The organism is Aquabacterium sp. G14 (assembly GCF_037482285.1).
In the GTDB taxonomy this organism is placed as follows: domain Bacteria; phylum Pseudomonadota; class Gammaproteobacteria; order Burkholderiales; family Burkholderiaceae_C; genus Aquabacterium.
On record NZ_JBBEYB010000003.1, the window covers coordinates 222,768 to 242,389 of the forward strand.

The window sequence follows — 19,622 nt, forward strand, 5'->3', positions numbered from 1 at the left end:
TGACCTTTGGGGCTGGTGTGCTGCTGGGGCTCGCCGGTTGTGCGCAAATCTTGCCTGGCGCCCCTCCAGCGCCGTCTACTATGCCCGCGACCTCCGCGCCTGTGGCCGTGACGCCCAGGCCCGCCCCCAAACCGCCCAAGATTGGCTTGGCGCTGGGCGGCGGCGCTGCGCGGGGCTTTGCTCACATCGGTGTGTTGCAGGTGTTGGAAGAAAACGGCATCAAACCGGATGTCATCGTGGGCACCTCAGCTGGCAGTGTTGTGGCCGCACTCTATGCCTCGGGCAAGACGCCAACCCAGTTGGGTCAAATGGCGATGACGCTCGATGAGTCCACCATCACCGATTGGGTGTTTCCTGGACGATCGCTGCTGAAGGGGGAGGCTCTGGCTCGCTTTGTTCGAGACAGCACTGGCAACAAACCCATCGAGGCCATGCGCATGCCGCTCGGTATCGTCGCCACAGATCTCCAGTCTGGCCAACCCATTCTGTTCCGTCGTGGCGATGTCGGCATGGCCGTCCGTGCATCCAGCGCCGTCCCCGCCGTGTTCTCGCCAGTGAAGATCGGGGGGCGTGAGTACATCGATGGTGGCGCGGTCTCACCAGTACCGGTTCGTTACACGCGCCAACTGGGGGCAGACGTCATCATCGCGGTCGACATCTCAGCCATTCCGGAGGGGCAACCCACCAAGGGAGCCGTTGACATCCTGTTGCAGACCTTCAACATCATGGGGCATGCCATCAGTCAATGGGAGATGGCAGAGGCCGATGTTGTCATGCGTCCCAAGCTGCAAGGCGTGGGCAGTGCGGACTTTGGTGCGCGCCGCTTGTCCATCATGGCGGGGCGTGAGGCGGCCCTGACCATGTTGCCGCAATTGCGAGAGCGCATCCGCGCCAAAACGCAGTGACGGCAGATGGCAGGTCGTCAGCGCGGCGTGCCGAAGGGCTCTCCGCGAATTTGACTGCCGGCCTGAATGCCCCGCTTGGTGAACCAGTTCGTGTTCATCTCCAGCACGAAGCGCACCGGCCGAGTCGAGCAATGGCTGTCCAGGCTCTTGGGCTTCATTTCGGCCAAGTTGACCACGGTTCCGTCGTCCGCCAGAAATGCGATCTGCAGGGGGATCAAGGTGTTCTTCATCCAGAAGCACTGTTGGCCTGGGCGATCAAACACGAACAGCATGCCCTCATTGGTGCCCATGCTGGTGCGGTGCATCAGGCCGATCTGGTGCTGCTCGGGAGTCAAAGCCAGTTCTGCCTTGATGATGTGCATGCCGGCGCTCAAAGGCAGTGTCGGCAGGCGTTGGGGCTGCGTTTGCGCCAGGACAGTCTGGCTCCACAGTGCGGTGCACAGGCACACGCTCGCCATCGTCACAACGGTGCGGCGCAGCGACTTCAGCGGCGCGCGTTCCGTCATCCGGGGCATCGGCAAGTTCATCATCAGGGCTAACCCTTTGTTGATCTTTGTTTAGGTTTACAGTCACGGCTTGGCCACGCCGGGCGTCCGCCACCACCACTGTATCAGTGAGCTCATGAACAACGTCGCGACCGAAACAGGCGGTGTCACCGCCGCCGTGCTCACGCCTGCGCAGCAGGCGGGCCTCGACGACCCCGATCTCCTCCAGCAATGCATTGTGGAGATCCCGATGGGCAGCAGCCAGCGTCGCATTGGCTTGGGGTTGTCAGGCATGTACTGTGCCGCTTGCGCCATCACCATCGAGGATGCCTTGCGCAAGGTACCGGGCGTGTCGGAGGTTCAGGTTCAGTCGGCCGCGCAACGTGCGCGCATTCTGGTCGATCCGGCGCGGGTGAAGCTGTCGGAGCTGGTCACCGCAGTACAACAGGTTGGCTACCGGGCTTGGCCCGATGGGGCCGCACGCGCCGGGCATGAGCGACTGCGCGAGCGGCGCGTGCTCCTGTGGCGCCTCTCTGTGGCCGCGTTCTGCATGATGCAAGTCATGATGATCACGTGGCCTCAATATGTGGCTGGCCAGGACGTGATCCCGCCTGATCTATGGAACTTGATGAACTGGGCCTGTTGGGTGCTCAGTCTGCCCGTCATGCTGTTCTCTTGCGGGCCATTTTTCACTGGCGCTTGGCGCGCGGCGAAGCAGGGCAGGGTGTCGATGGACACCCCGGTCTCCCTGGGCATGTTGGGCGCCTTCGTGGTCAGCACCGGGGTCACGTTCGGCAACCGGGATGTGTTCGGTCAAGACGCCTATTTCGACTCGTTGACCATGTTTGTCACCTTCCTGCTGGCCGGGCGCTGGCTGGAGTCGCGAGCGCGTGAAAGGGTCACTCAGACCCTCGAGTCCATGTGCGTGCGCCTGCCTGAGGCGGTCGACCGCGCCGACAACCCGGATGACGATCTGAGCATGGTGTCCGTCACCTCCACGCCCTTGTCCTCTTTGCGACATGGCGACCGGGTGAGGGTGGCCGTGGGGCAAGCCTTCCCGGCAGATGGTCAGATCCTGCTGGGTGAGACCGAGGTCGACGAGTCACTCCTCACCGGCGAGTCGCGGGCCTTGCCCCGACGTGCCGGGCAAACCGTGGTGGCTGGCAGCATGAACATGGGTTCGCCCGTGTGGATGGCCATTGAACGCTTGGGCCCCGATACCCGCTATCAGCAGATCGTCTCGCTGGTGCATCAGGCCATGACCGAAAAGCCGGGCTGGATGAGATTTGCGGACCGCATGGCCGCGCCCTTCCTTTGGGGTGTGATCGTGCTGGCTGCCGGTGGCGCGCTGGTCTGGCAATGGATTGACCCATCCAAGTCCATCTGGGTGGCCGTGTCGGTGCTCGTGGTGACTTGCCCCTGCGCCTTGTCCCTGTCTGCGCCCTCCGCCTTGCTCGCCGCAGCGGGTGCCATGGCCCGCAAAGGGCTGCTGGTGCGGCGCCTCGATGCGCTGGAAGCTCTTTCCGCGATCGATGAGGTCTACTTCGACAAGACCGGCACCCTCACGGAAGGTGAGTTGTCCGTGGTGGCAATCGTCACCCCTGAAGGTCGTGTACCAACACCCCATGGTTTGCCTGTCGCGCAGGTCGATTGCTGGGGCGTGGCGGCAGCTTTGGCCTCCTATTCGCAGCACCCATTGTCCCGTTCGCTGGTCAAGGCTGCCCAAGATGCGGGCGGTTGGCCCGCCACGTCCTGGATCGATGTGCGAGAGCAGGCCGGGAAAGGCGTTCAGGCCACCGATGCGCAGGGTCGTGTCTGGCGTCTGGGGCAGTTGAACTGGGTGCTGGTCGATGTGGTCCCGCCGCCCGATGAGATGACAGGCTGGTGGACGCAGCACGATGACGCCCGTGTGTGGATGGCCGCCATCGGTGCCGACGGCAGATTGCACCCTGACACCGTGGCGGGCTTTGTCTTCGACGAGGTCTTCCGTGCGGAAGCCCGCCCGACGGTTCAGCGGCTGCGTGAACTGGGCTGTCATTCCTCGTTGTTGTCGGGTGATCAGAGCGCCCGCGTAAATGCCGCTGCGCGGCACCTGGGGCAGGGCGATGCAATGACTGTGGCTCAAGCCCAGGCCACACCCGAAGACAAGCTCAACGTGATTGCCCGCATGCAGGCCCAGGGTCACCGCGTGGCCGTGGTCGGCGACGGCATCAATGATGCGCCGGTGCTGGCCAAAGCCGACGTTTCCATCGCGCTGGACCAGGGGGCAGCCTTGGCGCAGTCACAAGCCGACCTCATCATCCTGGGAGGCCGTCTGCTGGGTCTGCCCGAGGCTGTTGTCATCAGCCGACAGGCCATGCGCATCGTTCGCCAGAACTTGGCGTGGTCAGCGCTCTACAACGCGTCTTGCATACCGCTCGCTTTGATGGGCTTCCTGCCGCCCTGGCTGGCTGGCCTTGGCATGGCCCTGAGTTCATTGGGCGTCGTGCTGAATGCACTTAGACTCGGCCCCGGCCGCCATTGAAGAAGCGGACATCGCGATCATGGAAATCCTCTACGTCCTCATTCCCGTCTCCGTTTTGCTGGTCCTGGCCATCCTGGCCGTGCTGGGCTGGTCTGTGCACAGCGGACAATTCGAGGACATCGAACAAGAGGGGCTACGCATCTTGCAAGATGAGCAAAAAGACAAGAGCAAGGTTGAGGTTCATCAAAAATAACCCTTGCTTTGGCCCCACAATTCACGCTGTAACAAAGGAGAAGAAGAGATGGCAACCACCCACTCTGCCACGTACAACGATACGGTTGTTCGGCAGTTCGCCATTGCGGCCGTCCTATGGGGCGTCGTCGGCATGGCTGTCGGCGTCCTGATCGCGTCCCAACTGGCATGGCCGGAACTCAATTTCGGCATCCCCTGGCTGTCCTACGGCCGGCTTCGACCACTGCATACCAATGCGGTGATTTTTGCGTTTGGCGGCTGCGCCCTGTTTGCCACGTCTTACCACGTGGTGCAACGTACTTGCCAAACTCGCCTGTTCGCAGGTCCTCTGGCTGCTTTCACCTTCTGGGGTTGGCAGCTGGTCATCCTGCTGGCCGCGATCTCGCTGCCTCTGGGCTTCACCACCGGCAAGGAATACGCCGAACTCGAATGGCCCATTGACATCCTGATCACGCTGGTGTGGGTCGCGTATGCCATCGTGTTCTTCGGAACCGTCGGTACCCGCAAGATCCGTCACATCTACGTGGCCAACTGGTTCTACGGCGCCTTCATCATCGCCGTGGCCCTGCTGCACATCGTCAACAGTGCAGAAATCCCGGTCTCCCTGACCAAGTCCTACTCGGCCTACGCCGGTGTCCAGGACGCCATGGTTCAGTGGTGGTACGGCCATAACGCCGTGGGCTTCTTCCTGACGGCGGGCTTCCTGGGCATGATGTACTACTACATCCCCAAGCAAGCCGGCATGCCCGTGTACTCGTATCGCCTGTCGATCGTGCACTTCTGGGCGTTGATCTTCACCTACATGTGGGCGGGTCCTCACCACCTGCACTACACGGCTCTGCCTGACTGGACCCAGTCCGTCGGCATGGTGTTCTCGCTGATCCTGTTGGCTCCCTCGTGGGGCGGCATGATCAACGGCATCATGACCCTGTCGGGTGCCTGGTACAAGCTGCGTGATGACGCCATCTTGAAGTTCCTGATCGTGGCGCTGTCGTTCTACGGCATGTCCACCTTCGAAGGTCCGATGATGTCGATCAAGACCGTGAACTCCCTGTCGCACTACACCGACTGGACCGTGGGTCACGTTCACTCCGGCGCTCTGGGCTGGGTGGGTCTGATCTCGATGGGCTCGCTGTACTACCTGATCCCGCGCATGTTCGGCCGTACCACGATGTACTCCGTCTCGGCCATCTCCGTGCACTTCTGGGCTGCGACCATCGGCATCGTGCTGTACATCGCCGCGATGTGGATTGCCGGCGTGATGCAAGGTCTGATGTGGCGTGCGGTCAACCCGGACGGCACCTTGGTCTACAGCTTCGTCGAAAGCGTCAAGGCAACCTATCCCTTCTACGTGATCCGCGTCGCGGGCGGCCTGCTCTACCTGGGCGGCATGATCCTGATGCTGTGGAACACCGTGATGACGGCCATGGCCGGTCGCGCTGTCAATGCGCCGATCGCTCAGCCCGCTCACGCCTGAGGAGAACAAGAACATGGCTGACAACAATCACAAGCCCAAGCTCTTCTCCCACGAGAAGATTGAAACCAGCAACTTCCTGATGATCGTGCTGACCTTGCTGGTCGTCTCGGTCGGTGCGCTGGTCGAAATCGTGCCGCTGTACTTCCAGCGCAGCACCACGCAGCCGGTCGATGGCCTCAAGCCTTACACCGCACTGCAGTTGGCTGGTCGTGACGTCTACATCCGCGAAGGTTGCTACAACTGCCACTCGCAGATGATCCGTCCCTTCCGCGCTGAAACGCTGCGCTACGGTCACTACTCCATGGCGGGTGAGTTCGTGTACGACCACCCCTTCCAGTGGGGCTCCAAGCGGACCGGTCCTGACCTGCACCGCGTCGGTGGCAAGTACTCCGACGAATGGCATGCGGTTCACCTGAACAACCCGCGTGACGTGGTGCCTGAGTCCAACATGCCGGCTTATCCCTGGTTGGCTCAAGCCAAGCTGGAAGACGGCCCGAAGGTGGCTCCCCGCATGGAAGCCCTGCGCAAGGTCGGCGTGCCTTACACGGACGCCGAGATCAAGGTCGCTGATGAAGAGGTCAAAGGCAAGACCGAACTCGAAGCCGTGATCGCTTACCTGCAGGTCCTGGGTACCGCAGTCAAGTAAGGAGCGACGCACATGGACATCATCGTTGCAAGAAGCATTTTCACCGTGGTGTGTCTGTGCGTTTTCGTGGGCATTGCTGTGTGGGCGTTCTCGCGCCGCAACAAGGCTCAGTTTGAAGAGGCAGGTCGCCTGCCTCTCGCAGAAGATTGATTGGAGGCTCAGACATGAGCGACTTCATTTCCAGTGGATGGTCCTGGTACGTCATCGGGATCGTTGTGTTCGGCTTGGTCTATTGCGCCTTCGTGCTCATTGGTGCTGCCAAACACAAGGTCGTCTATGACGCGCAAGGCAATGTTGACAAGACCACCGGTCACGTCTGGGACGAAGACCTGCGTGAACTGAACAACCCGCTGCCCCGCTGGTGGCTGTTCCTGTTCATCTTCACCCTGGTGTTCGCCGTGGGTTACCTGTGGCTGTATCCCGGCCTGGGTGACAAGAAGGGCTCTTTGAACTGGTCTTCCAAGGGCCAGCTCGAAGCCGAGATCGCCAAGGCCAAGGTCGAAGAAGAAAAGATCTACGCGGCCTTCCGTCCCGCTGCGGTGGAAGACCTGGCACGTGATCCCAAGGCTGTGGCCATCGGTGAGCGCCTGTTCCTGAACAACTGCGCGGCTTGCCACGGCTCGGACGCCAAGGGCTCCAAGGGCTTCCCCAACCTGACCGACAACGACTGGCTGCACGGTGGCTCGCCTGAGAAGATCAGCGAAACCCTGCACGGCGGTCGTCGCGGCATGATGCCTCCGATGGCAGCCGCCGTCGGTGGTCCAGAGGAAGTTCGCCAGGTGGCCAACTATGTCCTGAGCCTGTCCGGTGGTGGTCACAACTCCATCCTGGCTGAGCTGGGCAAGGACAAGTTCAAGGCTGCTTGCGCTGCCTGTCACGGTGCTGACGGGAAGGGCATGCAGGCTGTGGGCGCCCCCAACCTGACCGACAAGATCTGGCTGCACGGCTACGGCGAAGAGGCGATCATCCGCATGATCAACAACGGCAAGACCAACGTCATGCCGGCCCAGGCTGGTCGTCTGTCCGAAGACCAGATCAAGGTGTTGACCGCCTATGTCTGGGGTCTGTCGCGTCCGACACAGACAGCTCAGGCCAAGTAAGCCAAGTGCACTCTGGATGGGGATCGGGTCTCAAACTTGATGCTCATCAAGAGTCGCAGTAAATTCAAGCGGTGGTGGTTGGTGCGTGATACCGTAATGGGTATCTGGCTCAACCCCGCCGCTTTTTCATTTGCGCCATGACCGATCCACAAAAAACCACCGAAGCGCCACAACGCGTGATCCCCATCAAGGCCGAAGAGGCCGCGTCCGATGCCGCCAAGGCCGTACGTCGTGAGGAGATCGTTTCCCTCTACAAAAAGAGCGAGAAAGTCTACGCCCGCGAGGTGACCGGCTGGTTCACCAACTGGCGGTGGGTCATGGTCTGGTTGACCCAGCTGGTCTTCTACGTCACGCCCTGGCTGTACTGGAACGACCGTCAGGCCGTCCTGTTCGACCTGGGTTCACGCCGCTTTTATCTCTTCAACCTGGTCCTGTACCCGCAGGATCTGGTCTACCTGACGGCCCTGCTCGTCATCTCGGCCTACGGTCTGTTCCTGTTCACGACGGTCGCCGGGCGCTTGTGGTGCGGCTACGCCTGTCCACAGTCGGTCTACACCGAGATGTTCATGTGGATCGAGAACAAGATCGAGGGCAGTCGTGCCAAGCGCATGAAGATGGACAAGTCGCCCATGACGGCCGAAAAGTTTGCGCGCAAAGGCGCCAAACACGCCGCTTGGATTGCCGTCGCGCTGTGGACGGGCTACACCTTTGTGGGCTATTTTTCCCCGATTCGCGAACTGTGGCAATCGGTGATCTCGTTTGGTCTGGGCCCCTGGGAAACCTTCTGGATCCTGTTCTACGGTTTCGCCACCTATGGCAACGCCGGTTTCATGCGTGAGCAGGTGTGCAAGTACATGTGTCCGTACGCGCGCTTCCAGAGCGCGATGTTCGACCGCGACACGCTCATCATCAGCTACGACGAAAAGCGTGGCGAGCCCCGTGGTGCCCGTTCGCGCAAGGCCAACGCCCAGTCGATGGGCCAGGGTGACTGCATTGACTGCACCTTGTGTGTCCAGGTCTGCCCCACGGGCATCGACATCCGCAAGGGCCTGCAGTACGAGTGCATTGGTTGCGCGGCCTGCATTGACGCTTGCGATACCGTCATGGACAAGATGGGCACGCCCCGCGGTCTGATCCGTTACTCCACGCAGAATGCGATGGAAAAGGGTTGGGGTAGCAGTGAAATGTGGGGACGTGTCACGCGGCCTCGCGTGCTGATCTACACGGGCATTTTGTTGCTGGTGGTGGCGGCATTCGTGACCAGCCTCTACAGCCGTCCGCCGTTCCGCGTCGACATCGTGCGCGACCGAGGTGCGCTGGCCCGCGTGGTCGACGAGGGCTACATCGAGAACGTCTACCGCGTGCAGTTGATGAATGCCAGCGAGCGCGTGCAACGCTATCGCGTGGGCGTGGAGCAACTCAATCAAGCCAAGGTGCAAGGCGGTGAGAACGTCGTCTTGGGCCCAGCCGAGGCGCGCTGGGTGCCCATCGCCGTGCGGATTCCACCCGAGGTGGGTGCGCGCATGGGCTCGGGTGCCACCGGCGTCACCATCCTGGTGGAACAATTGCGCCAGGGCGACGCGCCTCAAGTGGATGTGCGTGAAAAGACCACCTTCATGGTCCCGCGCTGATCCCTCACATTTTTGGACTTGACATGACACAGCCTCTCTCTATGCAAAACCCGTCCACCCCGGTGGACAACCCGCCCTGGTACCGCCTGCCCATCGTCTGGATGGTGATTGGTGGGCCGGCCGTGGTCGTGGTGGCGGCGCTGATCACCGTCGGCATCGCAGTCAAGAACGTCGACCCCGTTCTGGACACTTCGGCCTCGCCGACGCAGAAGGAGGCGCCAGCCTCGAAGGCGCGCAATCACGCCAACGAAGACGCGACGCCTACGGCACCTGCCGAGAAGTGAGTGCGTGCGTGTCGCCTGCGCCCTAGGGTTTCTTCTGGTGAAGGATGGGGCCTATAGGCGCACCATGTGTCCTGTCTCCCCACTATCAGGAGCAGGGCATGACGAGCAACACGCTTCGCACCGCGCAGGTCCTCTGGCCGGCTTTCTTGATGGCCGGCGTGCTGGAAATGCTGGTTTTCAGTGTGCTGGATCCCTCCGCACTGAGCTTCGGTAACTGGCACCCTGACGCCACCACGGTCTATAGCCTGGCGTTTTTGGCCTTCTGGGCCTTGATCGCGGCGGCCGCCGCGACGTCACAATGGATGGCGGCGGCCACGCAGTTCGACGAATCATCCGCCGAACGTGTGCCGCGTCAACGTCGGCGACGCGCCTCCCACCGAACCGTCCAGCACGTTTGAGTCGAGCAGCAAAAAGCCCGCACGCAGCGGGCTTTTTCGATATCGAAGCGCTTTATCAGCCCTTCACGCTGTTCACCAGGGCCCGCAAGCCCGCCTCGTTGGTGATTCGGATGTCGCGCTGCTTCACCTCCAGCAGTCCTTCGTCCTGGAACTTCGAGAAGGTGCGACTCACCGTTTCGAGCTTCAAGCCCAGGTAGCTGCCGATTTCTTCACGCGTCATGCGCAAGACCAGCGCCGACGACGAGAACCCGCGGGCGTGCAGACGTTGCGTCAGGTTGAGCAGGAAGGCGGCGAGGCGCTCTTCAGCACGCATGCTGCCGAGCAGCAGCATCACACCATGGTCGCGCACAATTTCGCGGCTCATGATCTTGTGGAACTGATGCTGCAGGTCCGAAAACTCGCGCGACAGATCTTCCAGTTGCCCGTAGGGAATCACGCACACCTGGGAGTCTTCGAGGGCGATGGCATCGCAGGCGTGGCGGTCGGTGCTGATTCCATCCAGGCCCAGCAGTTCACCGGCCATCTGGAAACCGGTCACCTGATCGCGGCCATCTTCGGAAGACACACGTGTCTTGAAAAAGCCGGTACGCACGGCATACACCGAACGGAAGGCGTCGCCGGTGTGGAAGAGGGCGTCGCCGCGCTTGACGGTGCGACGTGTGGCCACCAGCGAATCCAGGTGGCTCAATTGAGGTTGGGTCAAGCCGACAGGCAGGCACAACTCACGCAGGTTGCAGCTGGAACAGGCGACCTTGAAGGCGTCCAGCTTGACGCCGCCACAAGAGGCCTGTGACTCCGCAGGTTCACCCTGACGGCCTTGGGGCTGATTCGTGGAAGTACCGGTGCCAGTGACGTCGGTGATCGGAAAAATACTGTTCAACATGCGTAACCTCAAAGCCTGCCCGATTGTTGCCGCAATGACGGCTGAGAAATTGAGTTAGATCAACCCTGATGGCCATGAGTTTGGCACAGTGGCTCACATGAGTGAACCTGTCATCATTTCCGTCGTGCCAAACACGCCCGTTGTGTCCCGCGACATGCTGTCGCGGCTGGACGTCAATGGGCCACGGTACACCTCCTACCCGACTGCCGATCGGTTTGTGGAGGCTTACGGGCCTGCTCATTACCGTCAGGCACTGCAGCAGCGCGCGGAAGGGGGTGGTGTCATTGGCGGTGCGGCAACACCTTTGTCAGTGTACGTGCACATTCCGTTTTGCGAATCGGTTTGTTATTACTGCGCCTGCAACAAGGTCATCACCAAGCATCACGAACGGGCAACCGAGTATCTGGAAGCCTTGCGCACCGAGATCCAGCTGGTCAGCTCCCAGTTGGGGGCACCGCAGCCCCTGTCGCAACTGCACTTCGGTGGCGGTACCCCGACCTTCCTGACGGACGAGGAGCTGGGCGGCCTGATGACCACGCTGCGCACCGCTTTCCGCTTTGTGGAAGGCGGCGAGTACGCCATCGAGATCGATCCCCGCACCATCGACGCCGCCCGCCTCAAGCGTCTGGCGGCCATGGGCTTCAACCGCCTGAGCTTCGGCGTGCAAGACTTCGATCCCGAGGTGCAGCAGGCCGTGCACCGTGTTCAGCCTTTCGAGCAGGTGGCCGCCCTCATGCAGGCCGCGCGTGATGAAGGGTTCCTGTCCATCAACATGGACCTGATCTACGGTCTGCCCAAGCAGACGCCGGAGAGCTTTCAGCGCACCTTGCAGCAGGTCAGTTCCTTGAAGCCCGACCGCATTGCGCTGTACGCCTACGCCCACCTGCCGCAGCGTTTCAAACCTCAGCGGCGCATCCACGCGGCCGACCTGCCCAGGGCCGAGGACAAGATCGGCATGCTGTCGACCGCCATCGAAGCCTTCGGCCAGGCTGGTTACGACTACATCGGCATGGACCACTTCGCGCTGCACCACGACAGCCTGGCTGTCGCCAAGCGTCAGGGCCGTCTGCACCGCAATTTCCAGGGCTACAGCACCCATCCGGACAGCGACCTGATCGCGCTGGGCGTGTCGGCCATCGGCAAGGTGGGGGCGCACTATTGCCAGAACGCCAAGACGCTCGAGGAGTACTACGACGCCTTGCGCGCCGGTGAGTTGCCCATCGTTCGCGGCCTGACCCTGTCTCGCGATGACCTTGTGCGCCGCGCCGTCATCATGGCCGTGATGTGCCAGGGGCGTGTCGACTATGAATCCATTGAACTCGCCTACCTGATCGATTTCAAGCAATACTTCGAGGCTGAACTGCGCCTGCTGGAGCCGCTCGTCGAGTCGGGGCTGGTGCAAATGGAGTCTGACGGTGTGCGTGTGACCCCCTTGGGGTGGTACTTTGTGCGGGCGGTGGCCATGGTGTTCGACCGCTACATCCAGGCCGACAAGACCTTGGAGCGCTTCTCGCGCATCATCTGAGTCTGCACACGTGCGCCGGGAGCTGACATGCTGACCGGATTGTTGTTGACCGCCTTTCTCATGGGGCTGGGTGGAGTTCCACATTGCGCCGCGATGTGCGGTGCACCTTGTGCTGCGGCGTTTCCTCGTGGCGTGCCGCTCTTGGCACTCGCTGGTCGCTGCGTGGCCTACATGCTGCTGGGTTCGGTGGCGGCCACAGCGGCGGGCTTGATCTCGCGTTGGGGGCAGCAGATCAGCATGTTGCAGCCCATCTGGGTGATGTTGCAACTGGCCGCTGTACTGTTGGGCATCTGGCTGCTGTGGACGGGGCACATGCCGCGTCAGGTCAATGCCTGGGGGCAGCAGGCGTATCACTCCCTGCGTCACAAGTTCGCCTCCCGCGCGGAGTCGTCTGCGCTGCGGCCTTTGCGTCCCCTTGTGCCTTTTGTCGCGGGTATGGCTTGGGCCGCCATGCCTTGCGGTCTGCTCTACGCTGCCTTGATGGTCGCGACTTTGGCCTCCGAGCCGTGGGGCGGAGCGCTGGTCATGCTCACCTTTGCCTTGCCCAGCGCTTTGGGCGTATGGGCGGCACCTGCTTTGTTCAAGTGGTTGGGGCGCTTGGTGTCGCGTCAGCCAACGGTGACCGGCCCCCGCGCGGCCGTCGTTCCCATTTTGTGGTTCAAATCTTCGCACTCCGGTGACGCCACTGCGCAGGCCGTTGAAACTGTGAGCTCGTCCGGGCCAAGCGCGGGTGCGCTCGTCGATCCACGCTGGGCCGTGCGCCTGGCAGGTTTGAGTCTGGCTCTGCTCGCAGGTTGGGCTGTCTCGCATCAACTGATGGCGCAATGGCAGGCCTGGTGTGCATGACACTGGTGTTATCGCGCGATGTGGTACGCCGGTCGCGCAGTAGAATGAAAACCGACCGTTGCCGACATCCATGGCACCGGATTCACGGATAACGCCAAACGCGGAGACCTACATCATGTATCAGCACATCAAAGTGCCCGAAGGTGGGCAGAAGATCACGGTGAACCCGGACTTCTCCCTGAATGTTCCTAACAACCCCATCATTCCCTACATTGAGGGCGACGGCACTGGTTTTGACATCACTCCGGTGATGATCAAGGTGGTGGATGCAGCGGTTGAGAAGGCTTACAACGGCAGCCGCAAGATCCACTGGATGGAAATTTACGCTGGTGAGAAATCCACCCGCGTCTACGGTCCCGATGTGTGGCTGCCTGAGGAAACGCTGCAGGTTCTGAAGGACTATGTCGTGTCCATCAAGGGGCCGCTGACCACCCCGGTTGGTGGCGGCATCCGTTCCTTGAACGTTGCCCTGCGTCAGGAACTCGACCTGTACGTCTGCCTGCGACCGGTTCGCTATTTCAAGGGCGTTCCCTCTCCGGTCAAGGAGCCCGAGAAGACTGACATGGTCATCTTCCGCGAGAACTCGGAAGACATCTACGCCGGCATTGAATTCGAAGCCCAGAGTGATAAGGCCAAGAAGCTGATCAAGTTCCTCCAGGACGAGTTTGGCGTCAAGAAGATCCGCTTCCCCGAAACCTCGGGTATCGGCATCAAGCCGGTGTCGAAAGAGGGCACCGAGCGGTTGGTTCGCAAGGCCCTGCAGTACGCCATCGACAACGACAAGCCCAGCGTGACCTTGGTTCACAAGGGCAACATCATGAAGTTCACCGAAGGTGGATTCCGTGACTGGGGCTACGCTTTGGCGCAAAAGGAGTTTGGTGCCGAGCTGATCGATGGCGGTCCATGGTGCAAGTTCAAGAATCCGAAGACGGGCAAGGACATCATCGTCAAGGACGCCATCGCCGACGCCTTCCTGCAACAGATTCTGTTGCGTCCTGCCGAGTACAGCGTCATCGCCACGCTGAACCTCAACGGTGACTACGTCTCTGACGCGCTGGCTGCACAAGTTGGCGGCATCGGCATTGCTCCCGGCGCCAACTTGTCCGACTCCGTCGCCATGTTCGAAGCGACTCACGGTACCGCGCCGAAGTACGCAGGCAAGGACTATGTGAACCCCGGTTCCGAAATTCTGTCGGCAGAGATGATGCTGCGTCACATGGGCTGGGTTGAGGCCGCCGACCTGATCATCTCGTCGATGGAGAAGTCCATCTTGAGCAAGCGTGTCACCTATGACTTCGCTCGTTTGCTGGATGGCGCGACCCAGGTGTCATGCTCGGGTTTTGGCGGGGTCATGATCGAGCACATGTGATCGTCTGATCGCCCTTGTCGGGCGCTCGCTTGATCTTCGAACCCTGACGCGTGAACGTGTCAGGGTTTTTTATTGCTTAACTCCAGACATCAAGGGGTGGGTCGGTTGCCAAGGCTTTGAGGAGATCGGACCTTGACACAAAGCCGATTACCCTGCCTTCGGCCTCTGTCACGGGAAGTCCTGGCAAACCGGTTTCCAGCAGCAGCGAGGCCACGCGCCTGAGGTCGGTGTCAATGTGTGCGCTGGGCACTGGTGACCACATGACCTCAATGACAGAGCTGGCGAGCATGGCTTGCCAGGCATCCGCATCGTCCACGGCAGGCGCCAGCCATTGCGGCGGCAGCAATTCCGCGCGCGTGACCAAACCTACGAGGGTGCCCGTCTCATTGACAACCGGGGCCTGTCCGACACGGTGGTTCTGCAAGATCTGCCATGCTTCGCGGACGTTGACATTCGATGGGACGACGTGTGATGGACGTTGCATCACATCACCTACTGTGGTCAAAGGCTGGCGTGTTTCCGGCCTGTAAGCTTGCAACACGCGGTGTACCGAGGGTTGGGTGTTCGCTTCGCCCTGTCCGACCATCTCGTCATCGAGGCCTGTGGCCACGGAGGTGGTGGAGCGCACCCTAGCCGCTGGTGTCAGTGCCTGTGTTTTGCGAAGCTGTTCCAGCGTGCCTGAAAAGACGTGGCCGTACGGGCTGTAGACATAAAACATCTGCGGACCTCGGAAGCGCAACGGTGGACGTGTGATGGAAAGGGTACCCGAATGTGCCCCTGAAAACAAAAAACCCGCCAACGGCGGGTTCTCCAACCAAGGTGCGCTCAATTGAGTCAATGAGGCAGGCTGTGCACGGAACTGGGGTGCTCGCGGAAGTGCAGGTCATCCAACCCCCCGGGTGTGGTGTCTGCGGCGTTCCCGTCAATCTGCTGGATGTTCTGCGCCAGCATCCCCTTGGGGCCAGCCACAAGCTCATAATGAACCCGCGAGCCTTGCTTCAGTGTGCGGAAGCCATCCATCTGGATGGCTGAAAAATGGGCAAACACGTCGCCCCCGCCTTGATCGGGTTCGATGAAGCCAAATCCTTTGGCGTCGTTGAACCACTTGACAATCCCTGTGGCCATGATGCAGCCCTCCTGTTAATTTGTGCACATTTTCTGGGGGTTGGCGCGGCGATGTCAAGCTTCGAAATGTGACGAAGAGGTGGGTGTATTCCCTTGGTGCGCACCCGGAGACCGACCTTGAATTCGTCAGGGTGAACCCAAGCTGAGTCAGCAGGAATTCGGTGCTCCCGTAGAATGGATTCATGACCATTTTCTTGAATCAGCGTGCCTCCGCGCAGCCTCCTGGTCCAGGTGGTGAAGGCGAGGGTGCGGCCGTTGTCGAGAAACAAGCCCAGCGCGTTGAGCCGCCAAAGCTCTACCAGGTCGTCATGCTCAATGACGATTTCACGCCAATGGAGTTCGTTGTTTACGTCTTGCAGGCCCATTTTCGCCACGACATCGAAACGGCTACCCAAATCATGCTAAAAATCCATCACGAGGGTCGTGGTGTGTGCGGGGTCTACACCAAAGACATCGCGGCCACAAAGGTCGAACTCGTTCTTGCCGCCGCCCGCGAAGCCGGGCATCCCTTGCAGTGCATTATGGAGACCGCATGATTGCGCAAGAGTTGGAAGTCAGTCTGCACATGGCCTTTGTCGAGGCCCGTCAGCAGCGCCATGAGTTCATCACGGTCGAGCACTTGCTCCTGGCCTTGATCGACAACCCTTCAGCTTCCGAGGTGTTGAAAGCTTGTGCCGCCAATACAGATGAGTTGCGTAAGAGTCTGGATCAGTTCGTCCGTGACAACACACCCACGGTTGGCGGGAACGACGAGGTCGATACGCAGCCAACCCTGGGTTTTCAACGGGTGATCCAGCGCGCCATCATGCACGTCCAGTCTTCTGGTAACGGCAAGAAAGAGGTGACCGGTGCCAACGTGCTCGTGGCGATCTTCGGTGAGAAGGATTCACACGCGGTGTATTACTTGCATCAGCAAGGTGTGACCCGTTTGGATGTGGTCAATTTCATCGCTCACGGCATTCGCAAGACTGATCCGCCTGAGTCGTCGCGTTCGGCCCCTGAGGGTGGTCCCGGGGCTGGTGAGGGAGATCGCGAGGAGGCTGAGAGCAAGGCGTCGCCTCTGGAGCAATACACCCAGAACTTGAACCAGCATGCCCGTGACGGCAAGATCGACCCGTTGATTGGGCGTGACGCCGAGGTTGAGCGCGTCATTCAAGTCTTGTGCCGTCGCCGCAAAAACAATCCTTTGCTCGTGGGTGAGGCCGGGGTAGGTAAGACCGCGATTGCCGAGGGATTGGCTTGGCGTATCACCCAGAAGGACGTCCCGGATGTTCTGGCGGATGCCGAGGTGTTTGCCCTCGACATGGGGGCCTTGTTGGCTGGCACCAAATACCGTGGTGACTTCGAGCAGCGCTTGAAGGCAGTGATCAAGCAGTTGAAGGAGCAACCTGGTGCGGTGCTCTTCATCGATGAAATTCATACGCTGATCGGCGCGGGTGCCGCTTCGGGCGGAACCCTCGATGCCAGTAACCTGCTTAAGCCTGCGCTCAGTTCTGGCCAACTCAAGTGCATCGGTGCGACGACGTTCACCGAGTACCGTGGCATCTTCGAGAAGGATGCAGCCTTGTCTCGACGGTTCCAGAAAGTGGAAGTGGCTGAGCCTTCCGTGGAGCAGACCATCGAGATCCTCAAGGGCCTGAAGTCACGCTTTGAGGAGCATCACAGCGTCAAGTACTCGCTGAACGCCCTGCAGGCGGCTGCGGAGTTGTCGGCCAAGTTCATCAATGATCGTCACCTGCCGGACAAGGCGATTGACGTCATCGACGAGGCGGGCGCGGCACAGCGTATTCTTCCCAAGAGCAAGCAGAAGAAGACCATCACTCGCACCGAGGTGGAGGAAATCGTGGCCAAGATCGCCCGTGTGCCTTCGACCAGTGTGTCCAGTGATGATCGTTCCAAGCTGAAGAACCTCGACCGAGATCTGAAAAGCGTGGTCTTCGGTCAGGATGCGGCCATTGATGCTTTGGCCTCCGCCATCAAGATGGCACGGTCAGGTCTGGGTAAGCCAGACAAGCCCATTGGCTCCTTCTTGTTCAGCGGTCCGACCGGTGTGGGCAAGACCGAGGTGGCCAAGCAACTGGCGTACATCCTCGGAATCGAGTTGATCCGCTTCGACATGTCGGAGTACATGGAGCGCCACGCTGTCAGTCGTTTGATTGGCGCGCCTCCTGGCTATGTGGGCTTTGATCAGGGGGGCTTGCTGACCGAAGCGGTCTCCAAGAAGCCCCATGCGGTGTTGCTGCTGGACGAGATCGAGAAGGCGCACCCCGACGTGTTCAACATCCTGCTGCAGGTGATGGACCATGGCACCCTGACAGACAACAACGGGCGCAAGGCGGATTTCCGTAACGTCCTCATCATCATGACGACCAATGCCGGGGCGGAAACCTTGCAGAAGTCGACCATTGGTTTCACGACTCAACGCGAGTCGGGTGACGAGATGGCCGACATCAAGCGGGCGTTCACGCCGGAGTTCCGCAACCGCTTGGATGCCATCGTGGGCTTCAAACCTTTGGACGAGGAAGTCATCCTGCGTGTCGTGGACAAGTTCCTGCTGCAGTTGGAAAGCCAGCTCGTTGAGAAGAAGGTGGAGGTGACCTTCACCGATGCCCTGCGCCGTCATCTGGCCAAGCGCGGTTTCGATCCGCTCATGGGCGCCCGTCCAATGCAACGTTTGATTCAGGACACCATCCGCCGAGCTCTGGCCGATGAGTTGCTGTTTGGCCGCTTGGTCGATGGCGGCCGCTTGACCGTGGACGTTGTGGAGAAGGCCGAAGGTGAGCCGGAAATCAAGCTGGACATTCACGCCTCAGGCAAGAAGAGCGACAAAGCCAAGCCCGAGCCAGCGACGGCGGCTTGAGAGCCGCATTGCAGAAATGAAAGGGCCAGCGACGCTGGCCCTTTTTGTTGCAGATGCGTGTGGGTGTGCAGCAGGTGCGATGCTTCAGCTCAGTGTCATGCGTTCGAAGCCATGGGCTTGCCAGCGCAGTACCTCGGCGCGAGCATGTTGACCATGGTCCAAGTCCCAATCGCTGAGCACGTGGCGTATGCCACCCTCCGGTCCAAAGGATTCGCTTTTCGGCCGATGCGTATGACCATGAATCAGGCAGTCGACCCCTGCGGCACGCATCCACTCAGTGGCGGCAGCTTCATCCACATCTGCCCACGCTGTTTGGGCTTGGGTCTGTTGATGAGCCTGACTGGCAGCACGCATCTGGCGCGCCTGAGCGAGTCGCGCCTGCAGCGGCGCAGCCAGGAAGGCAGCCTGCCAAGCAGGCTGACGCACCTGCGAACGAAAGCGCAGATAGTCGGTATCAGCCAAACACAATTCGTCACCGTGGATGAGCAACGCACGCTGACCCCATGCGGAGAGAACCGTAGGGTCGGGGAGGACGTGCGCGGCACAATCTGTCAGCATGTCACTGCCCAACAGAAAGTCGCGGTTACCAACCATGATGCCCAAGTAGCGCCGCTGGCCAAAGTCTCGCAGCATGCGCGCGCAGGCCTGCTCATACGGTTGATGGCGCATGTCATCGCCCACCCAGGCCTCGAACAGGTCACCCAGAATGAAGACCGCATCAGCTGATGTATCGCGCAGGTAATGCGCCAGAGCAGCCGTGGTAAGGGGCAGGTCTTCGTGAAGGTGCAGGTCGGAGATGAAATCAATGCACCGCCACGAGGGCGGTGCATTCAGGGTGTTCGACGGGGGGAAGGGGGGCTTCCCCATGTGATCAGACTTCGACGGCCTTGGTGATCACGACATCTTCGAGCGGCACGTCGTCGTGGAAGCCCTTGCGGCCAGTCCTGACCTTCTCGATGGCATCGATCACCTCCGTGCCTGCCACAACCTTGCCAAACACGGCATAACCCCAACCTTGGGCCGATTCCGACTTGAAGTTCAGGAAATCATTGTTGGTGCTGTTGATGAAGAACTGGGCGCTGGCCGAGTGCGGTGCGCTGGTGCGGGCCATCGCAATCGTGTACTTGTCGTTCTTCAGGCCATTGTTGGCCTCGTTTTGAATCTCGCCTTTGGTGGGCTTTTGTTTCATGCCGGGCTCGAAGCCGCCGCCCTGAACCATGAAGCCCTTGATAACGCGGTGAAAGATGGTGCCGTCATAGTGACCGGCCTTCACGTATTCAAGAAAATTGGCCACGGTGATGGGGGCCTTGGCGTCATCCAGTTCCAGGCGGATGGTGCCAGCGGTCGTTTGCAGTTCAACGGTCTTGGTCAT

At 60.7% G+C, this 19,622-nt stretch carries 21 protein-coding genes; 15 read left to right on the top strand and 6 right to left on the bottom strand.

What is annotated here, in order from left to right:
• The first annotated feature begins 80 nt into the window (after positions 1-80).
• Positions 81-905, top strand: a complete 825-nt coding sequence (locus WIT60_RS05470; protein WP_339582932.1) for a patatin-like phospholipase family protein — start codon at positions 81-83, stop codon at positions 903-905.
• 17 nt (positions 906-922) lie between these two features.
• Here WIT60_RS05470 and WIT60_RS05475 read toward each other — a convergent pair whose 3' ends face one another.
• On the bottom strand, positions 923-1,411 hold the full coding sequence (locus WIT60_RS05475; protein WP_445207654.1) for a DUF192 domain-containing protein: 489 nt from the start codon (positions 1,409-1,411) through the stop codon (positions 923-925).
• Between the two features lie 115 nt (positions 1,412-1,526).
• On the opposite strand from WIT60_RS05475, the gene WIT60_RS05480 reads away from it, so the two are divergent.
• The 9 genes from WIT60_RS05480 to WIT60_RS05520 all read left to right on the top strand — a co-directional run bounded on the left by WIT60_RS05480 (position 1,527) and on the right by WIT60_RS05520 (position 9,642).
• Positions 1,527-3,914: a heavy metal translocating P-type ATPase gene (locus WIT60_RS05480; protein WP_339582933.1), complete on the top strand. Its 2,388-nt coding sequence runs from the start codon at positions 1,527-1,529 to the stop codon at positions 3,912-3,914.
• A gap of 19 nt (positions 3,915-3,933) precedes the next feature.
• The gene (gene ccoS / locus WIT60_RS05485; protein WP_339582934.1) at positions 3,934-4,107 is read left to right on the top strand and encodes a cbb3-type cytochrome oxidase assembly protein CcoS; all 174 of its coding nucleotides are present in this window, start codon (positions 3,934-3,936) and stop codon (positions 4,105-4,107) included.
• 48 nt (positions 4,108-4,155) lie between these two features.
• On the top strand, positions 4,156-5,583 hold the full coding sequence (gene ccoN, locus WIT60_RS05490; protein WP_339582935.1) for a cytochrome-c oxidase, cbb3-type subunit I: 1,428 nt from the start codon (positions 4,156-4,158) through the stop codon (positions 5,581-5,583).
• A gap of 13 nt (positions 5,584-5,596) precedes the next feature.
• Entirely contained in the window at positions 5,597-6,229 is a 633-nt protein-coding gene (gene ccoO / locus WIT60_RS05495; RefSeq protein ID WP_339582936.1) for a cytochrome-c oxidase, cbb3-type subunit II, read from the top strand.
• Positions 6,230-6,241: 12 nt separating this feature from the next.
• Entirely contained in the window at positions 6,242-6,379 is a 138-nt protein-coding gene (locus WIT60_RS05500; protein ID WP_320362394.1) for a cbb3-type cytochrome oxidase subunit 3, read from the top strand.
• Positions 6,380-6,393: 14 nt separating this feature from the next.
• Positions 6,394-7,329, top strand: a complete 936-nt coding sequence (gene ccoP / locus WIT60_RS05505; RefSeq protein WP_339582937.1) for a cytochrome-c oxidase, cbb3-type subunit III — start codon at positions 6,394-6,396, stop codon at positions 7,327-7,329.
• Positions 7,330-7,466: 137 nt separating this feature from the next.
• Positions 7,467-8,960 (top strand): cytochrome c oxidase accessory protein CcoG, encoded by a 1,494-nt coding sequence (gene ccoG / locus WIT60_RS05510; protein ID WP_339582938.1) that lies wholly within the window; start codon positions 7,467-7,469, stop codon positions 8,958-8,960.
• A 23-nt stretch (positions 8,961-8,983) separates the two neighbouring features.
• Positions 8,984-9,244, top strand: coding sequence for a nitrogen fixation protein FixH (locus WIT60_RS05515; protein WP_339582939.1), 261 nt, complete (start codon positions 8,984-8,986; stop codon positions 9,242-9,244).
• 98 nt (positions 9,245-9,342) lie between these two features.
• Positions 9,343-9,642 carry a hypothetical protein gene (locus WIT60_RS05520; RefSeq protein ID WP_339582940.1) on the top strand — a complete coding sequence of 100 codons (300 nt, stop codon included), beginning with the start codon at positions 9,343-9,345 and terminating at the stop codon, positions 9,640-9,642.
• 55 nt (positions 9,643-9,697) lie between these two features.
• Here WIT60_RS05520 and fnr read toward each other — a convergent pair whose 3' ends face one another.
• Positions 9,698-10,525 (bottom strand): fumarate/nitrate reduction transcriptional regulator Fnr, encoded by an 828-nt coding sequence (gene fnr / locus WIT60_RS05525; RefSeq protein ID WP_339582941.1) that lies wholly within the window; start codon positions 10,523-10,525, stop codon positions 9,698-9,700.
• Positions 10,526-10,622: 97 nt separating this feature from the next.
• Here fnr and hemN point away from each other — a divergent pair, with 97 nt between their 5' ends.
• The 3 genes from hemN to icd all read left to right on the top strand — a co-directional run bounded on the left by hemN (position 10,623) and on the right by icd (position 14,265).
• Positions 10,623-12,050: an oxygen-independent coproporphyrinogen III oxidase gene (hemN, locus tag WIT60_RS05530; RefSeq protein ID WP_339582942.1), complete on the top strand. Its 1,428-nt coding sequence runs from the start codon at positions 10,623-10,625 to the stop codon at positions 12,048-12,050.
• 27 nt (positions 12,051-12,077) lie between these two features.
• On the top strand, positions 12,078-12,896 hold the full coding sequence (locus WIT60_RS05535; RefSeq protein ID WP_339582943.1) for a sulfite exporter TauE/SafE family protein: 819 nt from the start codon (positions 12,078-12,080) through the stop codon (positions 12,894-12,896).
• 115 nt (positions 12,897-13,011) lie between these two features.
• On the top strand, positions 13,012-14,265 hold the full coding sequence (icd, locus tag WIT60_RS05540) for an NADP-dependent isocitrate dehydrogenase (RefSeq protein ID WP_339582944.1): 1,254 nt from the start codon (positions 13,012-13,014) through the stop codon (positions 14,263-14,265).
• 76 nt (positions 14,266-14,341) lie between these two features.
• On the opposite strand, the gene WIT60_RS05545 is transcribed toward icd, so the two are convergent.
• Positions 14,342-14,749 (bottom strand): CBS domain-containing protein, encoded by a 408-nt coding sequence (locus tag WIT60_RS05545; protein ID WP_339582945.1) that lies wholly within the window; start codon positions 14,747-14,749, stop codon positions 14,342-14,344.
• A gap of 350 nt (positions 14,750-15,099) precedes the next feature.
• Positions 15,100-15,390, bottom strand: coding sequence for a cold-shock protein (locus tag WIT60_RS05550; RefSeq protein ID WP_339582946.1), 291 nt, complete (start codon positions 15,388-15,390; stop codon positions 15,100-15,102).
• 182 nt (positions 15,391-15,572) lie between these two features.
• On the opposite strand from WIT60_RS05550, the gene clpS reads away from it, so the two are divergent.
• Together clpS and clpA are read left to right on the top strand one after the other, a co-directional pair.
• The gene (gene clpS, locus WIT60_RS05555; protein WP_339582947.1) at positions 15,573-15,926 is read left to right on the top strand and encodes an ATP-dependent Clp protease adapter ClpS; all 354 of its coding nucleotides are present in this window, start codon (positions 15,573-15,575) and stop codon (positions 15,924-15,926) included.
• A complete protein-coding gene (gene clpA / locus WIT60_RS05560) occupies positions 15,923-18,250 on the top strand; it encodes an ATP-dependent Clp protease ATP-binding subunit ClpA (RefSeq protein ID WP_339582948.1) in 2,328 nt (775 codons plus the stop codon). Before clpS ends, clpA begins: the two co-directional genes overlap by 4 nt.
• An 84-nt stretch (positions 18,251-18,334) precedes the next feature.
• Here clpA and WIT60_RS05565 read toward each other — a convergent pair whose 3' ends face one another.
• Positions 18,335-19,117 (bottom strand): UDP-2,3-diacylglucosamine diphosphatase, encoded by a 783-nt coding sequence (locus tag WIT60_RS05565; RefSeq protein ID WP_339582949.1) that lies wholly within the window; start codon positions 19,115-19,117, stop codon positions 18,335-18,337.
• A gap of 4 nt (positions 19,118-19,121) precedes the next feature.
• Entirely contained in the window at positions 19,122-19,622 is a 501-nt protein-coding gene (locus WIT60_RS05570; protein ID WP_339582950.1) for a peptidylprolyl isomerase, read from the bottom strand.